Here is a 20,827-nt window from a genome sequence, read left to right as displayed (position 1 = left end):
TTTGTTGGTATCCCTATGACTAATCTGACGCTTGCGTTAGATGCGATGGGGGGCGATTTTGGCCCCCGCATCACAGTGCCTGCAACCCTGCAGGCACTTCGCTTATACCCCTTTCTAAAAGTCATTATGGTTGGTGATCGCTCTGATATTGAGCCGTTGCTAAATCAATGCGAACCGAGTGTTCTTTCCCGAATAGAACTGCTTCACACCACTGAAGTAGTAAAAATGTCTGATAGGCCTGTACACGCGCTGCGTAATTGTAAGCAAAGCTCAATGCGCTTAGCGGTAGAGTTGGTGAGAGACAATAGGGCACAGGCTTGCTTAAGTGCCGGTAATACAGGCGCATTAATGGCAATCTCTAAGGTATTGCTTAAAACCCTGCCTGGAATCGATAGACCCGCATTGGTCAGTTGCCTGCCAGCGGTCAATCATAAACCGGTTTATTTACTCGATCTTGGCGCCAATGTCTCCTGCTGCAGTGAAACTCTGTTTCAGTTTGCCGTAATGGGGTCAGTGTTGTGTGAAGCCGTCGACAAGAATCCAGCTCCAAAGGTTGCGCTGCTGAATGTCGGTATCGAAGAGATTAAAGGTAACGATCAGGTACAGCAGGCCGGGCAATTACTGCAACAATCGCCACAACTCAATTATACTGGATTCATTGAAGGCGATGATATCTATTCTGGTAATGTTGATGTGATCGTTTGTGACGGTTTTGTCGGCAACATCACGCTTAAAACTTCAGAGGGCATCGCAAGGCTCCTCGTCCATCAGTTAAAGAAAGGATTAACTCAAGGCTTTTTTGTACGATTAATGGCCAAGTTAATCGCGCCGCGCATTAATAGTGTTTTAAATCAGATGAACCCCGACCACTATAACGGAGCAAGTCTGATAGGATTGCGCGGAATTGTAGTAAAAAGTCATGGAAGTGCTGATGAATCTGCCTATTTACAAGCAATTAGTTTGGCAGTGACCGAAGCGCAACGTCGACTCCCCAAGATGATCGAAGAGCGTCTTGAGTCGATTCTTTTAGACATAAAATAACTGATATCTCCTTATGCATACAAAAATTCTCGGAACTGGTAGTTATTTGCCAGCGCAAGTCCGTAGCAATCTCGATCTGGAAAAAATGGTGGAAACCAGTGACCAGTGGATTGTTGAACGCACCGGTATCTCAGAGCGCAGAATAGCGGCAAAAGACGAATCTGTGTCAACCATGGGTTATCAAGCCGCGTTGAAAGCGCTTGAGATGGCTGGGATCGACGCAAGTGAACTGGATATGATTGTTTGTGGTACCACTAGTGCCAGTAACGCATTTCCCGCTGCAGCCTGTGAAATCCAAGCGTTACTGGGTGTACATACTATTCCAGCCTTTGACATCGCAGCAGCTTGTTCAGGCTTCGTTTATGCATTGTCTGTCGCCGATCAGTTTGTGAAAACCGGTGCGGCCAAAAAGGTGTTGGTTATTGGGGCGGATGTGCTTTCACGTTTATGTGAGCCTGAAGATCGTTCAACCATTATTCTCTTTGGTGATGGTGCCGGTGCGGCCGTCATTGGCGTATCTGACACCCCCGGTATTCTATCGACGCATATTTATGCCGATGGTCGTCAGGGCGATCTGCTTAAGTGTTCTTTCCCACCCAGAGCGGGTGAAACCTCTGAGGCCGTTGGCTATATGACCATGAAAGGCAATGATGTGTTTAAAGTTGCCGTGACACAGCTTTCTCATGTCGTAACAGAGACATTGCGTATCAATCAGATTGATAAATCTGAAATTGATTGGTTAGTGCCACATCAAGCTAATTTCCGCATTATCAAAGCAACGGCTAAGAAGTTAGACATGAGCTTAGATAAGGTTGTTTTGACGTTAGCTAAGCATGGCAATACATCGGCCGCATCAGTGCCTATTGCACTGGATGAAGCGGTTCGTGATGGTCGCATCCAACGCGGTCAGCTCTTATTATTAGAAGCCTTTGGCGCAGGGTTTGCCTGGGGCAGTGCATTGGTTCGTTTTTAGTGTTGTTAATATAACAGCACAGTGATTTAGCAAAGGTATTAAAAATGGAAAAAGTCGCTTATGTTTTTCCTGGCCAAGGTTCTCAGGCCGTAGGAATGTTGGCCGATTTGGCTAACGATAATGAGATTGTGGCGCAAACATTTGCACAGGCAAGTGATGCCCTTGGATATGACTTGTGGGCGTTAGTGTCACAAGGACCGGCAGAGCAACTCAATCAGACTGATAAAACTCAACCTGCGTTGTTAACCGCAAGTGTCGCGATTTGGCGAGCGATTGAACAAACTGGCGCTGTAAAACCAACTATTTTGGCGGGTCATAGCTTAGGCGAGTATTCTGCATTGGTTTGTGCTGGTGTGATTGAGTTTGCCGATGCGGTTAAGCTAGTTGAACTACGAGGTCAACTGATGCAAGAGGCAGTACCGGCGGGTACCGGTGCAATGTACGCTATTATTGGCCTTGATAACGATGGGATTCAAAAAGCGTGCGATGATTCGGCGCAAGGGGCGGTAGTTAGCCCTGTTAACTACAATAGCCCTGGTCAAGTCGTTATTGCTGGTGAGAAAGAGGCGGTAGAGCGCGCAGCGCAGGCGTGTAAAGATGCAGGAGCCAAAATGGCTGTAGCCTTGCCTGTGAGTGTGCCATCACACTGTCAGTTAATGAAACCTGCTGCCGACAGATTGGCGGAAGCGTTAGCGACTATCGAGTTCTCGACACCAGCGATTAAGGTTATTAATAATGTTGACGTCGCATGTCCTGACAGTGCCGAGGCGATCAAAGACGCATTAGTGCGCCAACTTTATTGTCCGGTACGCTGGTCTGAAACCGTCGAGGCGATTGCGGCAGAGGGGATCACCCAGTTAGTTGAAGTCGGGCCAGGTAAAGTATTAACCGGACTTGCTAAAAGAATTAATCGATCGCTCAGTGCTAAAGTGGCAAATGATTCAGCCACTGTTGCAGCTTTGAGCGAATAAAGGAGTTATTGATGAGTTTCAATATTGATTTAACAGGTAAAGTTGCCTTAGTCACTGGTGCTAGCCGTGGTATTGGCCGTTCTGTAGCCGAAACGCTAGTTGCTGCTGGTGCGACGGTCATTGGTACTGCAACAAGTGAACGTGGTGCTGAGGCGATACAGGCTTATCTAGGTGATAAGGGACACGGTTTAGTGCTCAATGTCACAGATGCTGATTCTATTGCAGAATTATTTGCCTCGATCAAAGAAAAAGCTGGCGATGTTGATATTCTAGTCAACAATGCAGGTATCACCCGTGATAATCTGCTGATGCGCATGAAAGAAGATGAATGGGTTGATATCATCGATACTAACCTAACATCTCTTTATCGTACCTCAAAGCAGGTGATGCGCTCGATGATGAAGAAACGTAACGGTCGTATCATTAACATCGGCTCAGTTGTAGGTACAATGGGCAATGCAGGTCAAACAAACTACTGCGCGGCAAAGGCTGGTTTGATCGGATTTACAAAATCTCTTGCAAGAGAGGTTGCATCTCGTCAAATAACAGTGAATGCTATTGCTCCTGGATTTATCCAGACTGATATGACAGATGAGCTGACTGAAGAGCAGCAAAAAGGTATTATGTCTCAAGTTCCGATGGAACGATTAGGGCAGCCGCAAGAAATTGCGAATGCTGTACTATTTTTGGCCTCGGATTCAGCTGCTTACATTACAGGGGAAACTCTACATGTAAACGGCGGCATGTACATGGTTTAATCGTTAGTTAAAATAACTGACTGATTTTGATTGAATTTGGGCGTAAATTTACGTAGGTTTTGTGGTTAGACCACAAAAGTTAAGCTTGCATTGTGTGCCAAATTGAATAAACTACTCGCAATCTTACGCAAGTGCGTAATTTGAATAGGAAAGAAAACTAATGAGCAACATCGAAGAACGTGTAAAGAAAATCATTATCGAGCAACTGGGCGTTAAAGAAGAAGACGTAAAACCAGCAGCATCTTTCGTTGACGACCTAGGTGCAGATTCTCTGGACACCGTTGAGTTGGTAATGGCTCTAGAAGAAGAGTTTGACACTGAGATCCCTGATGAAGAAGCTGAAAAGATCACTACTGTTCAAGCAGCGATCGATTACGTTTCTAAGAATCAGTAATACTGAATTCTAGAAAACAGGCAGCATTTATGCTGCCTGTTTTTGTTTGTGGCTTAAGCTTTTGTTGTAACGTCTAGTGCGCATAGGCGACAGTTATCCTCTCCTCTGTGCTATAAATAATTTAAGCCTACCAATTTCTCATCTCATCACGAGATGCAACGTCAAAATAAACAGTCAAAAGGTGAAAACGTGTCTAAACGTCGTGTAGTCGTAACAGGTCTTGGTCTCGTCACTCCTGTAGGCAATACCGTCGATGCGTCCTGGAATGCTTTAGTTTCAGGACAGAGCGGTATTGCCCCTATAACAAAATTTGATGCTACTGAGTTTTCTACTCGCTTTAGTGGTTCAGTTAAAGACTTTGATGTAGAGCAGTACCTGCCGAAGAAAGAAGCGCGCAAGATGGATCTTTTTATTCAGTACGGTATGGCCGCAGGTATTCAAGCAATTGAAGACGCAGGTCTTAACATGGAGCTGGAAGATCCCTCACGTGTTGGTACCGCTATTGGTGCTGGAATGGGAGGCATGCCTCTTATCGAAGCGGCACACTCAGCATTGCTAAAAGGCGGCCCACGTAAAATCTCGCCATTTTTTGTACCAAGCACCATTATCAATATGATAGCGGGTCATTTATCGATTAAGTATGGCATGACCGGACCTAACTTTGCTGTCACGACCGCCTGTACTACTGGTGTGCATAACATTGGTTTTGCTGCTCGTACTATCGCCTATGGCGATGCAGATGTGATGGTCGCTGGTGGTGCAGAAGACGTTACTTGTCCACTCGCTGTCGGCGGTTTTGGTTCTGCAAAAGCGCTTTCTACTCGCAATGATGATCCCACTGCTGCCAGTCGTCCTTGGGACAAAGACAGAGATGGATTCGTTATCGGTGACGGCGCTGGTGTGATGGTGATGGAAGAGTACGAGCATGCGAAAGCGCGTGGAGCAACCATTTACGGAGAGCTCGTTGGTTTTGGGATGAGCGGTGATGCGTTCCATATGACTTCACCCCCAGCAGATGGCAGCGGTGCCGCGGCGGCGATGGAAAATGCGATTAAAGATGCTGGCATTGAGAAAACAGCGATTGGTTATATCAATGCACACGGTACATCGACTCCTGCAGGTGATAGAGCCGAAGCGGCAGCGGTTAAGTCAGTATTCGACAAACATGCCTATGACTTGCTTGTGAGCTCCACAAAATCAATGACAGGTCACCTTCTTGGTGCGGCGGGGTCAGTTGAAGCGATCTTTACTATTTTGGCGTTACGTGACCAAATAGTGCCGCCAACACTGAATCTCGATAATCCTGATGAAGGGTGCGATTTAGATTTTGTTCCCCATACAGCGCGTAAGCATCAATTTGACTATGCACTGTGCAACTCATTTGGGTTTGGCGGTACAAACGGCTCGTTGCTGTTCAAGCGCGGTGAGTAATATCGCCTGCATAGACGCAATGGTTATGTTGGCTGCCAACAGGGTTAATTGACATAATCAGGATAAGCGACAAATTATGAATAAAAAGCGCCTAACGGCGCTTTTTTTGTCCCAACAATTTTATGTTTTAAGACGAGAACTATGGAGGATGCAATATTTCAACCTGTTAGCTTATAAGCTGCAACATCTGTGCAGCAAGGTTTACTGCATAGATGGTGAATATATTAAGCTTGGTTAATGGTTGTGTTTTCTGCTTGGTTAACGACTTATGTAGGCGCGATAATAGCGCGAAGCTTTCATTAAGTTACCTTTGCATTATCTGAGGATTCGATATGTTAAACCTTGCAGTGTTACCATTTATGCCCATTGTTGGTGCAATGACGGCCAACCTTAGTCAGTTGATTAGGGGAGAGAATACTCGAAAAATCAGTGTGGGTTTAAAAACATTCATTACCGCATGTGCCGCATTTGCATCAGTCTGGTTTCTATTGCTGGTTACTGCCATCTACACTGGCGGGGATACCAATACCGCAGCAGGCGTTGAAGTGCTTGCGCTATTTGTCGCTGGTCTAGCCGTGTTTTCAATATTTAAATTGGACCGTTTTATTGGCGAACGCACCCAAGTGTGGTTATTCCGTCTTGCGTTACCCATTATGGTCATCTCCTGTTTGACAGTGAGCCTATTTGGCTAGCACTTTTTATAGAAGTAGTACTTTGAAGATGATTTAATGCGTTCCTTTAAGGTAGATATGATTGCAGTGTAAGCTTTTTACTTAATCAGCTAAGTCATCCTCTTCAGCATTAGACTAAATAGATTGAATTTGAGTAAATAATCAAGCTCATAAGGTCAACAGGCCGTAATCTTAGATACTCGCCTTCTTAAAATTGGAGTACACTTTAGCTATCTATCTTTATAGGGTGAGTACCGATGGCTGGAAAGGAAAGAGCGATCACGTTACGTTTTTTGGCAGAGCCTGCCGATGTGAACTTTGGTGGTAAGGTCCATGGTGGAGCGGTAATGAAATGGATCGATCTCGCGGCTTATGCTTGCTCTGCAGCGTGGAGTGGTAAGTATTGCATTACCGCCTATGCAGGGGGGATACGTTTTGTTAAGCCTATTCATGTAGGCAACATCGTAGAGGTCAGCGCTAAAGTCATTTATACCGGCCGATCCTCAATGCATTTAGGGATTGATGTTAAAGCTGGTGACCCTAAAAATCCCGAACGTCATTTAACTACCCATTGTATTGTGATTATGGTTGCTGTGGATGACTCTGGACAGCCGACAGAAGTCCCTGAATGGGTGCCTGAGTCGGAAAATGACATTCAGATGCGCGAATCGGCAATCCGCCTCATGGAAATGCGTAAGAAGATTGGTGCTGAGATGGAAGCCCATCTAAAACCCTAATACTGTAAAAAGGCGCATTTATGCGCCTTTTTTATTTAGTTGGCTGGACTGAGCAAGACTCATATCGATGACTGACAATCCCTACTTTTTAGCACTGGATTACGGCACTCAAAGCGTACGCGCGTTAGTGTTTGATCTGCATGGCTCTTTAATCGCTAAGGCACAAATAATCGTTGACCCCTATATTGACGATGAGGTAGGGGCGGCGATTCAGGAACCTGACTACTGTTATCGCCAATTGGTTGATGTGGTCGTGGATCTGTTTGCAAACAGTCAAGTAACACCCAATCAAATCAAGGCGGTGGCATTAACGACACAGCGAGCTTGCACCGTACTTTTTGATGATGCGGGTAACGCGAACTCCCCCATCTATATGTGGTCAGACAGAAGGCTCGCGTCGAGACCTTTACCTAAAATGTCGTGGTATTTTCGACTGGGTTTCGCCGTTAGCGGGCTTTCAAGGCGTATCAATTATCTTCGTAGCGCGGCGAAAGTTAACTTTATCCATCAAGTTGAGCCACAGAAGCTTACCCACGCCGCTAAAGTTGGTATGTTTAGTGGTTATTTACTGCAAAGAATGACCGGACACCTCATCGATAGCCGTGCAAGTCAGGTTGGATATTTGCCTTTTGACTATAAACGCCAAGCGTGGGCGTCGACACGCAGTTGGCGTTGGCAGGCATTGGCAGTTAGACCTAATCAAATGGTGTCATTAATCTCGCCCGCTGAGTGCGTAGGTGATGTCGCTGAGCACTTTGCGCAAGATTCAGGTTTACCGACTCATCTACCAATTTTTGCTGCCGGGGGAGACAAAGCGTGTGAGATGTTTGCCACCGGCTGCGGTGAGGCTGGCGTTGTGACAGTCAGCTTGGGAAGTGCAGCTGTGATCGCGTTAGGAACAAATCAATACCGCGAAGCGTATCGCTATTTGCCGGCATTTCCCTCCTTAAAACCACAAGCATTTATGACCGAGTTGCAATTGGAGCGTGGTTTTTGGTTACTAAGTTGGCTAATCAAAGAGTTTGGTCAAGCTGAGGTGATAGAATCTCAACGATTAGGCATCAGTGCAGAGCAATTAATTTCTCGTTTAATTGACGACGTACCTATTGGTGCTAAAGGCTTGATGTTGAGCCCAACTTGGGCGCAAGGGGTTATTTACCCAGGCCCCGAAGCACGAGGTAGCATTGTTGGTTTTACGCCAGAGCATAATAGGCTGTGTTTATATCGCGCTGCGATTGAGGGCATACTCTTGACCTTGAAATCAGCTCTAATACGCTTAAGCAAAATAAGCCAAGCGCCGATCAACTTGATTAGAGTCAGTGGCGGCGGCGCACAAAGTGATATCATCATGCAGATGTGCGCCGATGTGTTCGACTTGCCGGTTGAACGATTACATATTTATGAGGCATCGGGACTAGGGGCTGCGATGTGCTGTGCGGTGGGCGCTGGCTATTATGGCGATGTTGAAGCCGCTCGTCGTGAGATGACCCATATTGGCCAGCGGTTTGAGCCGATCGCCACCCATGTTGTGCAATATCAGCACATATTTAAGATTTATAAAACGCTGTACCCACAAATAAAGCCTTTTTATAAGGCACAATCATAAAATTTGGTTAATAAACAAATATAGGATTTGAGATGGCGAAAGTAGCATTTATTGGCTTAGGCGTGATGGGATACCCGATGGCGGGACATCTCGCTAAACATGGACATGAAGTCACTGTTTATAATCGTACCACTGAGAAAGCGGCTAAGTGGGCCCAAGAGTTTGGTGGACGTTACTGCGAAACGCCTTTCGAAGCGGCAAAAGCGCAACAATTTGTGTTTGTCTGCGTTGGTAATGATGATGATCTACGCTCTGTCGTTGTGGGTGAAAAAGGAGCGTTGGCGGCAATGAGCCAAGGTGCGGTGCTGGTTGACCATACAACCGCCTCCGCTGATGTGGCGCGTGAAATAGGGGCTGCTGCTATGGCTAAGGGCGTAGGTTTTCTTGATGCGCCAGTTTCCGGTGGTCAAGCAGGTGCTGAGAACGGTGTGTTAACCGTCATGCTTGGTGGTGAAATGTCGGTTTTTGAATCGGTTAAGCCTGTGATACAAGCTTATGCTCGTTGCGCTGAGTTACTCGGCCCAATAGGCAGTGGACAGCTGACAAAAATGGTTAATCAGATCTGTATTGCTGGCGTTGTTCAGGGCTTAGCGGAAGGGTTGCATTTTGCGCGTAGTGCAGGGCTTGACGGTGAGAAGGTTGTCGAAGTCATCAGCAAAGGCGCCGCACAATCTTGGCAGATGGAAAACCGCTATCAAACAATGTGGCAAGGCGAGTATAACCTAGGCTTTGCGGTGGATTGGATGCGTAAAGACTTAGGCATTGCCTTAGATGAAGCTCGTCGCAATGGCTCACAATTACCGCTCACAGCCCTTGTGGATCAATTCTACGCCGATGTACAACAGCAGGGCGGAAATCGCTGGGATACTTCCAGTTTACTGGCGAGATTAGAAAAAAATAGAAAATAGTGAGATATAAAAAGGACTGGTTACCAGTCCTTTTTATTAGCTGTGGTGCTTAAGCGGATTATCGTGAACCCATGTTAACAACACTTACACGGGATCGACGACGATATGTTCCAGTTCGACAACCGCAACGGCATGCAGTGCATCCATAGTGGCACCGACTAATGAAATTTTACCTTTACCAGACTCAATAAGCACAGCGCGATTGATTTCACTGAAATCGCGATTATGACGTGACATTGTCGACAGTGCCATTTGCATCGGTAGCATCGACGGGTTAAATGCTGCATTTTCGGCGTAACGCCCGCAGAAGGTTTGGCCATCTTTGGTTTCTAGTACGACAGCGGCATAACTACCGGTATACGGCGCATAACTCAAACTCGCTTGGTCGAGTGCTTCAATCACCATAGGGTCAGCACTTTCTAGTGCAAACTCCTGTTGCTGCTTAGACAGCAGTGGCGCAGTGATATCGAGATCACTTGGGCCAAACGCATACGGCAAGTAATGAGACAGTGGTTGTATCGCCTGATCGGGGAGATGGATCTTAATGCTCTGACCTGAGACCAACTCATTCATAAATTGACGGCAGTGTCCGCATGGTGAGAAGTTAACGATGACATCTTCGATAACTGTTTCACCACTTAACCAGGCATGACTAATAGCACTTTGCTCTGCATGAACACTGTGAAAGAGTGCTTCGCCATTGAGTTCCATATTGGCACCCATGTAGATATCACCGCTTTGACCTTTAGCGATAGCGCCGACATAAAACTCACTGATTGGTGGTTTTGCGAGTGCCGCGGCCACTGGCAACATGGCAAGCAAAAGCTGATCCGTGGTCATATTGGTGGCAGCACAGAGATCGGCAACTTGCTGGGCATCGATGTGGCCACAAAAATCTTGGTGTAATAGTGGTACCAAGTTATCTGCAAGTGCTTGAGGCAATTGAGCTATGCAGTTAACAAATCTATCTTGCATGAGCTTGATCCTTAATTGTTAAGCTATTGGAAAATCATTCTAGTAATTTAGTTACAATCTAAATGAGATCTCGCTCCCATTTTTTGGCGCTAAACCCCTAGAGATTGCGAAGATAATGACATAAAGCCGCTAATAACTTCTGCTTTTCTTCATCTGCAGCAGTATCGTTAAGCAGATTTTCAAGTTTGAGCATGTAATCGGGATCACTGAGTCTTGTTTGGCAAAACTCTCTCCAGCGATACTGTTCAGCGTCATCTAATGTTTGTGGATAGTTACGTGCTCGATAGCGAAACAGCATCTCTTTCAATCTAGGATCGTCAAAATGCAGGTCCAATGCAGCTAAGTTATGAGGTTGAGTATGACGGATAATTTCCATCTTATTTTTATCTGCACTGCTAAAGAAGCCGCCGCTATAGAGCTGCAAATCGGGATCGCTGATCTCATTACTGTGCTCAACATCAAACACTGCAACCAGTTTTTCTCGTAATTCTGGGTGTTGACGTAGGCGTTTGTATTGCTGACGGGCAAACGCTTTATCGATTGATAAACGCTCAGCATTTTCATCAGTTAAGGTTTTTGCCGGTGAGATAAAAGGACACTTGTTAATATGGATCTGCTTGAGGCCAATTGGCGGTTCATCGGGGGCCAGGTCCGAGCGAGGCGTATACATGCGGGTGCGAATTTGCTCTATGTCGAGTTCAATTAACGGCGAGATATCCATGGCCAAATTTACACAGATAATGGCGTTTTTATTAGTGCTGTGATGTGCCACTGGTGCAATAATCGTAGTGCAACCGTTGAGTGCACTAATTTTGGAGCTCACATGCACTAGCGGCTGCATGTTAAGCACATCTATCTGTTTGTTGACCTCATTTTTCTGGCGCAGGCTAAAGTAGTACTCGAAGAGTTTTGGCTGCACTGACTTTATCAATTTTGCCATTGCAATGGTTGCATAGACATCAGACATCGCGTCATGGGCTTTCTCATGGGCCAGCCCATTGGCTTGACTAAGGTGTTCCAATTTAAAGCTCGGGCTACCATCTTCCTTTGTCGGCCAATTAATGCCATCTGGGCGCAGTGCATAACAAGCTCTGACTAAGTCTATGATGTCCCAGCGTGAGTTTCCCTGTTGCCATTCGCGTGCGTAAGGGTCATAGAAGTTACGATAAAAACCGTAACGACTGACTTCATCATCAAAACGGATAGAGTTGTAACCCGCGACACAGGTGTGGGGCTGAGAAAACAGTTCATGGATTTTGCCCATAAACTCTGCTTCTGGAACCCCTTTAAGGTTAGCGAGTTGCGGTGTGATGCCAGTGATCAGTATCGCTTCTGGTGAGGGCAAATAGTCGTTTGCTACTTTACAATAAAAGGTCACTGGCTCAGAAATAATGTTGAGATCTAAATCGGTTCTTATCCCCGCAAATTGAGACGGTCTATCTTTGGCCGGATTGGCACCAAAGGTCTCATAATCGTGCCAGAAGATAGTAGCTTGTCTATTTGTGTTCATTAGTGTGCTCAGTTGTTCGTTTTTTAACAGTGTTACAGTGGTTTAGCATTTTAAAGTGTCCAGCAATGTTTGTTTCAAACTGATTATGATTGTTAATGTTCAGTGTTGTTGTGTACGCTTCTGCGTACAGAAAACTTATGGGTGTGTACATAATATATGGGATTAACAAGTTCACAATTACAAAAGCTTTTAAATAAAATACACGATAAGCCTTTTGAGCTTTCAGATAGAGACTCTTTAGGCGTAAGAGTTTCAGCTAAAGGCAAGGTTGCTTGGCAGTATCGGTTTAGAATTAATAAGAAATCAGATCGGGTAACCTTAGGCTATTACCCAGATATTACTATTGCTGATGCAAGATTGAAAGTACCACTGCTAAGGGGAAGTGTGCGACAGATAATGGCGGAAAATTAAGCCTCGGCACAGCAGGAGCTATCGTAGGTGCATCATTAGGTGGCGTAGGCATTGCTATGATGGGTACTGCATTTGGTGCACCTTTAGCTGCAATTCTTGGTCTAGGTGGAATAATTTCAGGAAGTTATCTGGATTCATTTAATCTACTTTCAACCGATAAATCACTTAAAACTAAAGTATCAAAAGAGCTGCATGAAAAAATAAAACATGATGCAGAGTATCTAGGAGTGGATGTTGAGCAATTGCTACTCATAATGATTCATAGTTTCTATGAGCGGGATAATACCAAAGTAACTCCAGTTACTATTAAAGCTTAACTTAATAACAACTTTGTGTATGGCCAAGCCCAATATCTTGTTGATGTTTGTTCTTAATCATTGATACGATTTCACTTTATGTACATACTTGCATTTTTTATAGTTCAAACAATAGCAGACCTGCCTGTCACTCATAGGGCTAACTATTGGCGTCATTAGAGCTTTCATAAATTTTAGTAAAGAGAACACTATGAGTAACTTGTCTTCAGCTGTTTTGAAAGCCTTAGAAGAAACCCCTAACCAGACTGCAAAAGGTTTAGCACAGAAGTTTGATACCAATAAAAAATCAATAAATCAGTGTTTATATTTCGACCTGAAAGACAAAGTGCAAATAAATGCGTACTATCAATGGTCTCTGATTAAAAGTAACAACAATACCCCAGAGAGAGACCCGTTAGAAGCAAATGACAAGGAACGTGACGCTACTATGGAAAATCAAGCCTCCGAAACCACAAATGACAACTTTGCCTTTGATTCATTACAGGCCATTAGAAATAGATTACTGGATCTTACAGGCAGAAACAGACTACTTAACTTTCGTCATGGTAAAAGTGGTTTTATTCGTGTTATCGACGAGATGCCAAACCAACTTGCAACTGAGCTTCTAGATAACCACCAATTCAAATTTACACCTGTTGATGAGCCAAAAAGAGAGGAGCTCATTGAACATGGTTACATTGCCATTGACGATAAGGGTCAAGAGATCCAAATCAAGTCTGATCCCACCGCAAAGGAGTGGGCTAAAATAAAAGGACTTAATACCAGCTATGAACTGCCAGTAAGCACTAAGTCAAAAGACAGTAAGCACAAAGATTCAAACATACAGTCAATCCTGTATCCAAGGGAGTTGGAGGCTCAGCTTCGAAATATTAGATCAAAAGCGAACACCGCCATAGAAGAAACGGGCGCAAATATTTTGTATCTTGCCTTTGGTTTTCTTGAGTGGTTTGAAGATGAAAATTCAGATGTCGCTAGGCAAGCTCCCTTATATTTGATTCCAGTAAAAGTCGATAGAGCCTCATTGGATAAAAAGATAGGAACCTATACCTATACCGTTGAGTATACGAGTGAAGATATCATTCCAAATCTCTCCTTAAGTCAGAAGCTTAAGCATGACTTTCACATACACCTGCCTGAAATTGAAGATGATCTTCTACCAGAAGAGTATTTTGATCTTGTGGAGCAAACTGTCTTACGCCAAAAGCCACAGTGGACATTGAAAAGATTTTCAACATTGGCGATGTTCGATTTTGGTAAGTTGCTCATGTATCTTGACCTTGATCCCGAGCGTTGGCCACAAGGTGAAAATAACATTCAAAACCATAGTATTTTGCAAAAATTCTTTGCTAAAGAGGGGATGGAGAATGGTGACTCTGGTTCAAGTTTTGGCAATGAGTACGCAATTGATCAACTTGCGGATGTGCATGAACGTTATCCTCTAATTGATGATGCCGATAGCTCGCAGCATAGCGCTCTGGTTGATTCTATTGAAGGTAAAAATGTTGTTATTGAGGGGCCTCCAGGATCAGGAAAATCACAAACGATCACCAACCTGATTGCAGCAGCAATATCACAGGGTAAAAAGGTCCTTTTTGTTGCTGAGAAGATGGCAGCACTTCAAGTCGTGAAAACACGGCTACAAAGAGCTGGACTCGGTGATTTTTGTTTAGAGTTACACAGTCATAAAACCCAAAAGAAACAGGTTTACGAGAACATTTCTCAAAGAATACATAAGCAAGGTGAATATCGGTACCCATCCTCGATAGACATCGATATTCAAATGTACGAAGAGAAAAAACAGTCGCTGAGTGACTATGCCGAACTTATCAATAGTCCATGGAAAAATACCGGACGAACCATTCATCAGGTATTCGCTACAGCAACACGCTACCGTGAAGAGTTTGCTTCTGTAAAAATAGAAGAGATCAAACCCTCTCATATTAACGGTGGCAGTTTCGATGAAGTGTCGCTAATCAGAACAACTGATGAGTTGAAGCGGTATGCTGACGTATATAATGAAGTTAAAACGCAACTTGGCTCCAATGCCGAATTGTCAGATCACCCCTGGTTTGGGGTTTATAATAAATCGATTCAGCTATTCGATTGTGATGATATCTGCGCGTTATTGATACCCGCCAATGATAGCCTAACGGCATTAGCACACGCTTCCATATCGCTATCAGAGCAAGTTGGGGGGGATGCTTTAGACAGCATTGACTCATTAGAAAAAATATTCAGTGACGAAGAGATATTACCTGAGCTTTCAGGGCGGGAAGACTTCACTGCTTTAACATCTATTTTTAAAGATGAAACTGTTAAAAAGCAATTGCTTGTTTACCTAAAAGAGTACAAATTAGCGAGAGATATACTCCTCCAGATAACCGCTGAATTTGAATCCAATGTATTAACCGATGCTAGTGCGTTAGATAGTATTGCCGCATCAAGTAAAATACTGAAAAGTTTATTTATTGAAGACAATAGTAAGCTGTCCGCTATTTTCAACACCGCACAGAAAACTAGCACTCTTCACCAATTATATCTCTCGTTGATGCAGGATGTGAGCACGCTAAAAGAGCAGCTTCCAAATTTATCTGAGTCATTAAAAAGTGATTTCAATAGCTTTGTAGAGCTGTATAAATATTTGTCCTATTTTTCTAAGCTAGAAAATACATACATTTCACGCAGGGATGAACTGTTCGACAATGATCTGCTCGATCAACACCTGCCAAAGTTACTACAGATCATTACTGAGCTAAAGGTCCTACGTGAGCGGCTTGAAGTGTATTTTGACTTAAACCAGCTCCCTACAGTTGCAGAACTGAAATCCGTCAAAGAGACCTTTGCCGAGGCAGGCTATTTTTGCTGGTTCGATAGTTCATGGCGCGATGCAAGGGGGACATTGCTAAGAATTTCTAATAACAAAAAGCAAAAAACGAAAAAGCTAGTAAAACATCTAAGCAACCTCATTAGTTATAGAAAGCTATTGGATCAATTAAATAGCGAGCCACTTTACCGCACATTGCTGCAAGGTGAGTACCAAGGAATCGATACTCCAATTGAGGAGATTGCCGAGATTAGAGGTTGGTATGCAGAGGTCAGAGCATCTTTTGGCATTGGCTTTGGCCGCAAAGTACAATATGCCGACTCATTGTTAGCATCAAATGATCAGCTGTTTAAAGGCATTAAGCATCTAGCAACGTCTAAAACGATACAAGAGTTGGCGGATTTTTCCCAGCTTCACCAAGATATTAGCGAATCGATAACACACGCCATATTCAACGATCATGACCTCGATTTTGGTGATGAGCTACACGGCATTGCTTCACTGTATGCAAAGCTCAATTCTTCAGTAAAATCATTACAAACAGCTTGCGCCAATGATCTAACATTAACGCAATTATCATTATGCTTAGAGCAGGCTGAGCAGTTAAAGCAACTAGATCTAAAATTAGCTGAAAGGCAGAGTTGCTGCGACATTTTTGTAGAGCTTGATCCATTGTCGGCATTAAAAAACTGTGATTCAAGTGTTGAAATAATTAACGATACTTTAGTGCTCAATGAAGCCATTCAAAAGCTACAATCCAGTCAATTACAAGGTTACTTCTTAACGCCAGTGACTAAAGACAATGTACAAGCACTGCGAGATACTATTAATGCTGTTAAGCAACAGTATCATCATTACATATCATCGTTTAGACACTTTGAAGAAAGGACCGAACTTGATGAGATGGCTTGGTATGATGTCGATGATTCTACCATTGCCTCAATGATCACACGCAACCAAACAGCGATAGATCAACCCCGATGGCTCAGCACCTGGATAGATTTTGTGCGTATAAGAACGTCACTGTCTGAAAAAGGGTTAGAAAACCTCCTTCGTTATACCGAAAAAGGCGAGCTTGAACTTAATGAGATTCAGCAGATCTATACCTATTCAGTGTTTGATATCCTTGCAAGAGAGATCATAACCGAGCGCCAAGCATTGGCACATTTCTCCGGTGCAGATCAAAACGCTATCCGTAAACAGTTTAGTGAGTATGACAATAAGCTTAAAAAACTACAGCAGGAGAAGATAGCTTTTCAGGTTGCAAGCCATGGCTTTAATAAAACTCAACCGGGTATTACTGGTGGTCGTGTAAGTTCCTACACAGAGATGGGCCTAATCAATCACCAAGTAAACCTAAAAACACGTCATGCCCCAGTTCGGCAGCTAGTAAATAGAGCAAGCCAGTCGCTTGTCGCCCTCAAACCTTGTTTTATGATGGGGCCTCACTCTGTTGCCCAGTATTTAACGCCTGGTTTGATAGAGTTCGATATTATCGTGATGGATGAAGCGTCGCAGATAAAACCCGAAGATGCCTTAGGCACTATTGCACGTGGTAAACAGCTAGTTGTAGTGGGCGATCCTAAACAGTTACCACCCACGAGCTTCTTTGATAAAGCCATTGAAGTCGAAGATGAAGATATTACCGCGATTGAGCAGTCAGAAAGTATACTCGATGTATCACTGCCAATGTTCAATGCTAGACGTTTGCGTTGGCACTATCGCTCACGCCATGAAAGCTTGATCGCATTTTCTAACCAAACATTTTATGACAGTAACCTTGTGGTGTTTCCTTCACCATCAAGTAAAAGTGATGAATTTGGTATCAAGTTTACCCATGTAAAGCATGGCCGTTTTGTCAATCAGCATAATATTGAAGAAGCAAAAGTCATAGCCGAAGCAGTTCGGAAGCATCTGCTTCATCGACCTGACGAATCACTCGGCGTGGTATCAATGAGTGCTAAGCAGCGTGAACAGATTGAGCGTTGTGTTGAAGAGCTTTCAAAAGACGATACTCAATTTAGAGATGCATTAGCAAGTAACGCCAATACCGACGAACCGCTGTTTCTTAAAAACCTTGAAAACGTACAGGGTGACGAGCGAGATGTTATCTATATCTCCTGCACCTATGGTCCACAAGATGCGGGGGCTGCGCAGATGCCCCAGCGTTTTGGCCCAATAAACTCAGCAGCGGGCGGTCGCCGCTTAAATGTACTCTTTACTCGCTCTAAAAAGCGTATGCATGTCTTTAGTTCAATGACCGAAGGTCATATCTTGGCTTCAGACACCTCAAGCCCAGGCGTTCACGCGCTTAAAAGCTTCTTAGCTTATGCCCAAACGGGTAAACTTGCACAGCAAACACATACAGGAAAACAGCCCGATAGTGACTTTGAGATTGCAGTAATGAATGCGCTGAAGCTTGAAGGGTTTAACTGTGTACCGCAAGTGGGTGTCGCAGGTTACTTTATCGACTTAGCGGTACAAGATCCTGGCCAGCCTGGGCGTTACTTAATGGGCGTTGAGTGCGATGGTGCCACCTACCACTCAGCCAAATCAGCGAGAGACCGTGACAGATTACGTCAATCGGTGCTAGAGGGCTTAGGCTGGAACATAAAACGTATCTGGTCTACTGACTGGTTTAAAAACCCACAAGCACAACTTAAGCCGATCATAGAGTTATTACATCAGCTGAAAACGGAGCCTACACAGCATACAGTAGATGAGGCAGAATTTGCTGAATCTGAGGTTAATGATATAGAGCAAGTTGTTGAGCAAGAGGAACTACAGCTTAAATCTGTAGAAAGCTTCTGTAAAAATGACGATTCTCTCGCCTCAAAACTTGAAAAGTTTGATCAGGCTGTAATTTCTCCTTCAAGTAATAACGTACCATTAGCGAATCGATTACTACGACCAGCAATGATCGCGGCATTGTGTGAATTTAAACCTATCTCAAAGAGTGAGTTTCTTGAAATGATTCCGGCATATTTAAGAAATGCGACGGGATCAGAGCAAGGTGAATACCTTGAGCAGGTACTTAATATTATTGCTGAAAGCGAACTAGAGATGGATGAATCTTGATATAATCGACATCAAACTAGAGGGCCGCTTGCAACACCCGTTAAAGTGGTTCGCTATGAACAAAACGGAAACGGGAAAATAAAAGAACAGGGATGTCGCAGTGAAAATTCCGCAAGTTAATAAGGCCGAACCAGATGTACTTAGAGTTACGGCTTATGTGCTGCAAAGAGGCGAGGCTAAAGAATCATATAGTGTCTGTGAAGCGGCAAAATCAGCGGAGCTTAATGGTATCAGCGACCATCGAATTGCTGAAATATTAAAAGAGATCTGCCTTGAGCCTGATGGACCAGAAAGTATGGCGAGTTACACCAAGGTGGATGGCAATAACTCACATAATAATCCAGGTCGGTGGCAGCTTAATTCGCAAACTTATTTTAGTTATCTTTCCTATTTATCATTATTACGTTCAGAAGAGTCTATCGAGCTTGCCAAATGCTCGCTTATAGCAGCTGAACAATCGAATACAACATCTAAAACTTCAATGTGGATCGCTACATTATCAATGGTGATAGCAGTAATCGCATTGTTATATGAAATTTTACCAAGAATTTATGCAGGAATGATCAATGGTTAAGCCAGTAGAAAAAAATAAAGCAGCTAAAAAGACAGCTAAAGCTAAAAAAGAGCTCGGCTTTGAAGAAGCCCTATGGGACAGCGCAAATAAACTGCGTGGCAGTGTAGAGTCAGCTGAGTACAAGCACATTGTACTCAGTCTTATCTTCCTTAAATTTATCAGTGATAAGTTTGAAGTACGCAAAGCGGCGATTGCAACTGAGTACGGCAACGAATATCTCGATATGGTCGACTTCTATACCATGGAAAACGTCTTCTATCTTCCAGAAGAAGCGCGATGGTCGTACATTCAAATTAACGCCAAACAAGATGACATTGCCGTTAAAATAGATACCGCTCTGCACAGTGTCGAAAAGAACAATAAATCCCTTACAGGCGCGCTACCTGATAATGTAGTGGTACGGTGAATTTGGCCACCTAGTTAGAGGTGATATCATCACCTCATAAGTTAACAGGTGACACTATGAAAAAACGTACAAGAAGACTTTTTAGCGCAGAGTTCAAACTTGAATCAGCTCAATTAGTGCTAGATCAAAATTACTCAATTGTTGAAGCTGCTCAAGCCATGAGTGTAGGCAAATCAACCATGGATAAATGGGTTCGACAATTAAGAGAAGAGCGACAAGGTAAGCAACCTAAAGCATCACCTATATCACCAGAACAAATTGAAATTCGAGAGTTAAAAAAGCAACTCGCTCGCCTCCAAGAGCACAACGAAATATTAAAAAAGGCCACAGCTCTGTTGATGTCGGACTCACTGAACAATTCTTAATAATTGAGAAACTCAGGCAGAGCTACAGCATAAAAACATTATGCGAAGTGTTCAGTATTCATCGTAGTAGTTACAAATATTGGAAAAAGCGGCCAACAACCATTAATGCCGATAAAGTTAAACTTCGGAGCCTAGTTAGCGAAGTACACACTGCAAGTAATGGGTCGGCTGGTGCTAGAACCATTGCAGATATGGTTAGCCAGCAAGGTGTCTTGCTAAGCCGCTATCGTGCCACTAAGTTGATGAAAGAGCTTGGTATAGTTAGCTGTCAGGTTCCTAAGCACAAATACCGAAAAGGCACGCTAGAACATATTGAAACCCCTAATCACCTAGGTCGACAATTCGCAGTTACAGCTCCGAATGAAGTCTGGGTTGGTGATGTCACCTACGTGTGGGCTGGTAACCGCTGGATGTACTTAGCTGTTGTGATTGATCTATTCGCCCGTAAAGTGATTGGCTGGGCTATGTCATTATCACCTGATAGCCGTTTAACTGGCAAAGCGCTTACGATGGCCTATGAAGGTCGTGGTAAACCTAAAGATGTTATGTTCCATAGCGATCAAGGGACTCACTATACAAGCAGAAAATATCGACAACTTTTATGGCGATACCAGCTCAAACAAAGTTTATCTCGACGTGGGAATTGTTGGGATAATAGTCCAATGGAACGCTTTTTTAGGAGCCTTAAGACAGAATGGATACCAACAACAGGGTATCGTAATTTTACAGAAGCTCAGAACGAAATTACACGATACATAATTGGATATTACTGCCAGCTTCGTCCACATCAATATAACGGCGGACTGACGCCCAATGAATCGGAACGATTGTTCTGGTTAAACTCTAAGATCGTGGCCAATATTAGTTGACCACTACA

18 protein-coding genes are annotated in these 20,827 nt (G+C 43.9%); 16 read left to right on the top strand and 2 right to left on the bottom strand.

Going from position 1 to position 20,827, the window contains the following annotated elements; translation table 11 throughout:
* The first annotated feature begins 15 nt into the window (after window positions 1-15).
* From plsX to BEL05_RS02185, 10 genes are all read left to right on the top strand, one after another.
* Complete coding sequence (gene plsX / locus BEL05_RS02230; RefSeq protein ID WP_069670137.1) at window positions 16-1,041, top strand: phosphate acyltransferase PlsX; 1,026 nt, start codon at window positions 16-18, stop codon at window positions 1,039-1,041.
* 13 nt (window positions 1,042-1,054) lie between these two features.
* Window positions 1,055-2,014: a beta-ketoacyl-ACP synthase III gene (locus tag BEL05_RS02225; protein ID WP_028764837.1), complete on the top strand. Its 960-nt coding sequence runs from the start codon at window positions 1,055-1,057 to the stop codon at window positions 2,012-2,014.
* Between the two features lie 44 nt (window positions 2,015-2,058).
* Window positions 2,059-2,985, top strand: coding sequence for an ACP S-malonyltransferase (gene fabD, locus BEL05_RS02220; RefSeq protein ID WP_069670136.1), 927 nt, complete (start codon window positions 2,059-2,061; stop codon window positions 2,983-2,985).
* 11 nt (window positions 2,986-2,996) lie between these two features.
* Entirely contained in the window at window positions 2,997-3,743 is a 747-nt protein-coding gene (gene fabG / locus BEL05_RS02215; protein WP_069670135.1) for a 3-oxoacyl-ACP reductase FabG, read from the top strand.
* 160 nt (window positions 3,744-3,903) lie between these two features.
* Window positions 3,904-4,137 carry an acyl carrier protein gene (acpP, locus tag BEL05_RS02210; RefSeq protein WP_011865403.1) on the top strand — a complete coding sequence of 78 codons (234 nt, stop codon included), beginning with the start codon at window positions 3,904-3,906 and terminating at the stop codon, window positions 4,135-4,137.
* Window positions 4,138-4,326: 189 nt separating this feature from the next.
* Window positions 4,327-5,568: a beta-ketoacyl-ACP synthase II gene (gene fabF / locus BEL05_RS02205; RefSeq protein WP_069670168.1), complete on the top strand. Its 1,242-nt coding sequence runs from the start codon at window positions 4,327-4,329 to the stop codon at window positions 5,566-5,568.
* Window positions 5,569-5,900: 332 nt separating this feature from the next.
* Window positions 5,901-6,260 carry a hypothetical protein gene (locus BEL05_RS02200; RefSeq protein WP_069670134.1) on the top strand — a complete coding sequence of 120 codons (360 nt, stop codon included), beginning with the start codon at window positions 5,901-5,903 and terminating at the stop codon, window positions 6,258-6,260.
* A gap of 236 nt (window positions 6,261-6,496) precedes the next feature.
* Window positions 6,497-6,976, top strand: coding sequence for an acyl-CoA thioesterase (locus BEL05_RS02195; protein WP_028764842.1), 480 nt, complete (start codon window positions 6,497-6,499; stop codon window positions 6,974-6,976).
* 67 nt (window positions 6,977-7,043) lie between these two features.
* Window positions 7,044-8,582, top strand: coding sequence for an FGGY-family carbohydrate kinase (locus tag BEL05_RS02190; RefSeq protein WP_069670133.1), 1,539 nt, complete (start codon window positions 7,044-7,046; stop codon window positions 8,580-8,582).
* Window positions 8,583-8,614: 32 nt separating this feature from the next.
* The gene (locus BEL05_RS02185) at window positions 8,615-9,490 is read left to right on the top strand and encodes an NAD(P)-dependent oxidoreductase (protein ID WP_069670132.1); all 876 of its coding nucleotides are present in this window, start codon (window positions 8,615-8,617) and stop codon (window positions 9,488-9,490) included.
* Window positions 9,491-9,574: 84 nt separating this feature from the next.
* Here BEL05_RS02185 and cdd read toward each other — a convergent pair whose 3' ends face one another.
* Window positions 9,575-10,465: a cytidine deaminase gene (cdd, locus tag BEL05_RS02180; RefSeq protein ID WP_028764845.1), complete on the bottom strand. Its 891-nt coding sequence runs from the start codon at window positions 10,463-10,465 to the stop codon at window positions 9,575-9,577.
* Between the two features lie 97 nt (window positions 10,466-10,562).
* Window positions 10,563-11,975, bottom strand: coding sequence for an exodeoxyribonuclease I (gene sbcB, locus BEL05_RS02175; RefSeq protein WP_069670131.1), 1,413 nt, complete (start codon window positions 11,973-11,975; stop codon window positions 10,563-10,565).
* Between the two features lie 156 nt (window positions 11,976-12,131).
* Between sbcB and BEL05_RS02170 the strand changes: the two genes are divergently transcribed.
* From BEL05_RS02170 to BEL05_RS02140, 6 genes are all read left to right on the top strand, one after another.
* On the top strand, window positions 12,132-12,386 hold the full coding sequence (locus tag BEL05_RS02170) for an Arm DNA-binding domain-containing protein (protein ID WP_069670130.1): 255 nt from the start codon (window positions 12,132-12,134) through the stop codon (window positions 12,384-12,386).
* 56 nt (window positions 12,387-12,442) lie between these two features.
* Window positions 12,443-12,703 (top strand): hypothetical protein, encoded by a 261-nt coding sequence (locus tag BEL05_RS02165; protein ID WP_069670129.1) that lies wholly within the window; start codon window positions 12,443-12,445, stop codon window positions 12,701-12,703.
* A gap of 190 nt (window positions 12,704-12,893) precedes the next feature.
* Window positions 12,894-18,605, top strand: a complete 5,712-nt coding sequence (hhe, locus tag BEL05_RS02160) for a DUF4011 domain-containing anti-phage protein Hhe (RefSeq protein WP_069670128.1) — start codon at window positions 12,894-12,896, stop codon at window positions 18,603-18,605.
* A gap of 100 nt (window positions 18,606-18,705) precedes the next feature.
* Window positions 18,706-19,179 carry a hypothetical protein gene (locus BEL05_RS02155; protein WP_069670127.1) on the top strand — a complete coding sequence of 158 codons (474 nt, stop codon included), beginning with the start codon at window positions 18,706-18,708 and terminating at the stop codon, window positions 19,177-19,179.
* Window positions 19,172-19,585 (top strand): type I restriction-modification system subunit M N-terminal domain-containing protein, encoded by a 414-nt coding sequence (locus BEL05_RS02150; protein ID WP_069670126.1) that lies wholly within the window; start codon window positions 19,172-19,174, stop codon window positions 19,583-19,585. Before BEL05_RS02155 ends, BEL05_RS02150 begins: the two co-directional genes overlap by 8 nt.
* A gap of 56 nt (window positions 19,586-19,641) precedes the next feature.
* Window positions 19,642-20,819, top strand: a protein-coding gene (locus BEL05_RS02140) for an IS3 family transposase (protein ID WP_139151798.1) whose coding sequence is annotated in 2 segments (ribosomal slippage) — window positions 19,642-19,909 and window positions 19,909-20,819 — 1,179 coding nt in all. Because the reading frame shifts where the segments join, the coding sequence is not laid out codon by codon here.
* Window positions 20,820-20,827: the final 8 nt, after the last annotated feature.

The sequence above is a fragment of the Shewanella colwelliana genome, assembly GCF_001735525.1.
In the GTDB taxonomy this organism is placed as follows: Bacteria; Pseudomonadota; Gammaproteobacteria; order Enterobacterales; family Shewanellaceae; genus Shewanella; species Shewanella colwelliana.
Note: the sequence above shows the minus strand (reverse complement) of the source record. Positions and strands in the feature narration are given on the sequence as shown.

Excerpts from the sequence above, each read along its gene's own strand:
- plsX (WP_069670137.1), top strand. The coding sequence starts at position 16 with ATGACTAATCTGACGCTTGCGTTAGATGCGATGGGGGGCGATTTTGGC.
- BEL05_RS02225 (WP_028764837.1), top strand. The coding sequence starts at position 1,055 with ATGCATACAAAAATTCTCGGAACTGGTAGTTATTTGCCAGCGCAAGTC.
- fabD (WP_069670136.1), top strand. The coding sequence starts at position 2,059 with ATGGAAAAAGTCGCTTATGTTTTTCCTGGCCAAGGTTCTCAGGCCGTA.
- fabG (WP_069670135.1), top strand. The coding sequence starts at position 2,997 with ATGAGTTTCAATATTGATTTAACAGGTAAAGTTGCCTTAGTCACTGGT.
- acpP (WP_011865403.1), top strand. The coding sequence starts at position 3,904 with ATGAGCAACATCGAAGAACGTGTAAAGAAAATCATTATCGAGCAACTG.
- BEL05_RS02200 (WP_069670134.1), top strand. The coding sequence starts at position 5,901 with ATGTTAAACCTTGCAGTGTTACCATTTATGCCCATTGTTGGTGCAATG.
- BEL05_RS02195 (WP_028764842.1), top strand. The coding sequence starts at position 6,497 with ATGGCTGGAAAGGAAAGAGCGATCACGTTACGTTTTTTGGCAGAGCCT.
- BEL05_RS02190 (WP_069670133.1), top strand. The coding sequence starts at position 7,044 with ATGACTGACAATCCCTACTTTTTAGCACTGGATTACGGCACTCAAAGC.
- BEL05_RS02185 (WP_069670132.1), top strand. The coding sequence starts at position 8,615 with ATGGCGAAAGTAGCATTTATTGGCTTAGGCGTGATGGGATACCCGATG.
- cdd (WP_028764845.1), bottom strand. The coding sequence starts at position 10,465 with ATGCAAGATAGATTTGTTAACTGCATAGCTCAATTGCCTCAAGCACTT.
- sbcB (WP_069670131.1), bottom strand. The coding sequence starts at position 11,975 with ATGAACACAAATAGACAAGCTACTATCTTCTGGCACGATTATGAGACC.
- BEL05_RS02170 (WP_069670130.1), top strand. The coding sequence starts at position 12,132 with ATGGGATTAACAAGTTCACAATTACAAAAGCTTTTAAATAAAATACAC.
- BEL05_RS02165 (WP_069670129.1), top strand. The coding sequence starts at position 12,443 with ATGATGGGTACTGCATTTGGTGCACCTTTAGCTGCAATTCTTGGTCTA.
- hhe (WP_069670128.1), top strand. The coding sequence starts at position 12,894 with ATGAGTAACTTGTCTTCAGCTGTTTTGAAAGCCTTAGAAGAAACCCCT.
- BEL05_RS02150 (WP_069670126.1), top strand. The coding sequence starts at position 19,172 with ATGGTTAAGCCAGTAGAAAAAAATAAAGCAGCTAAAAAGACAGCTAAA.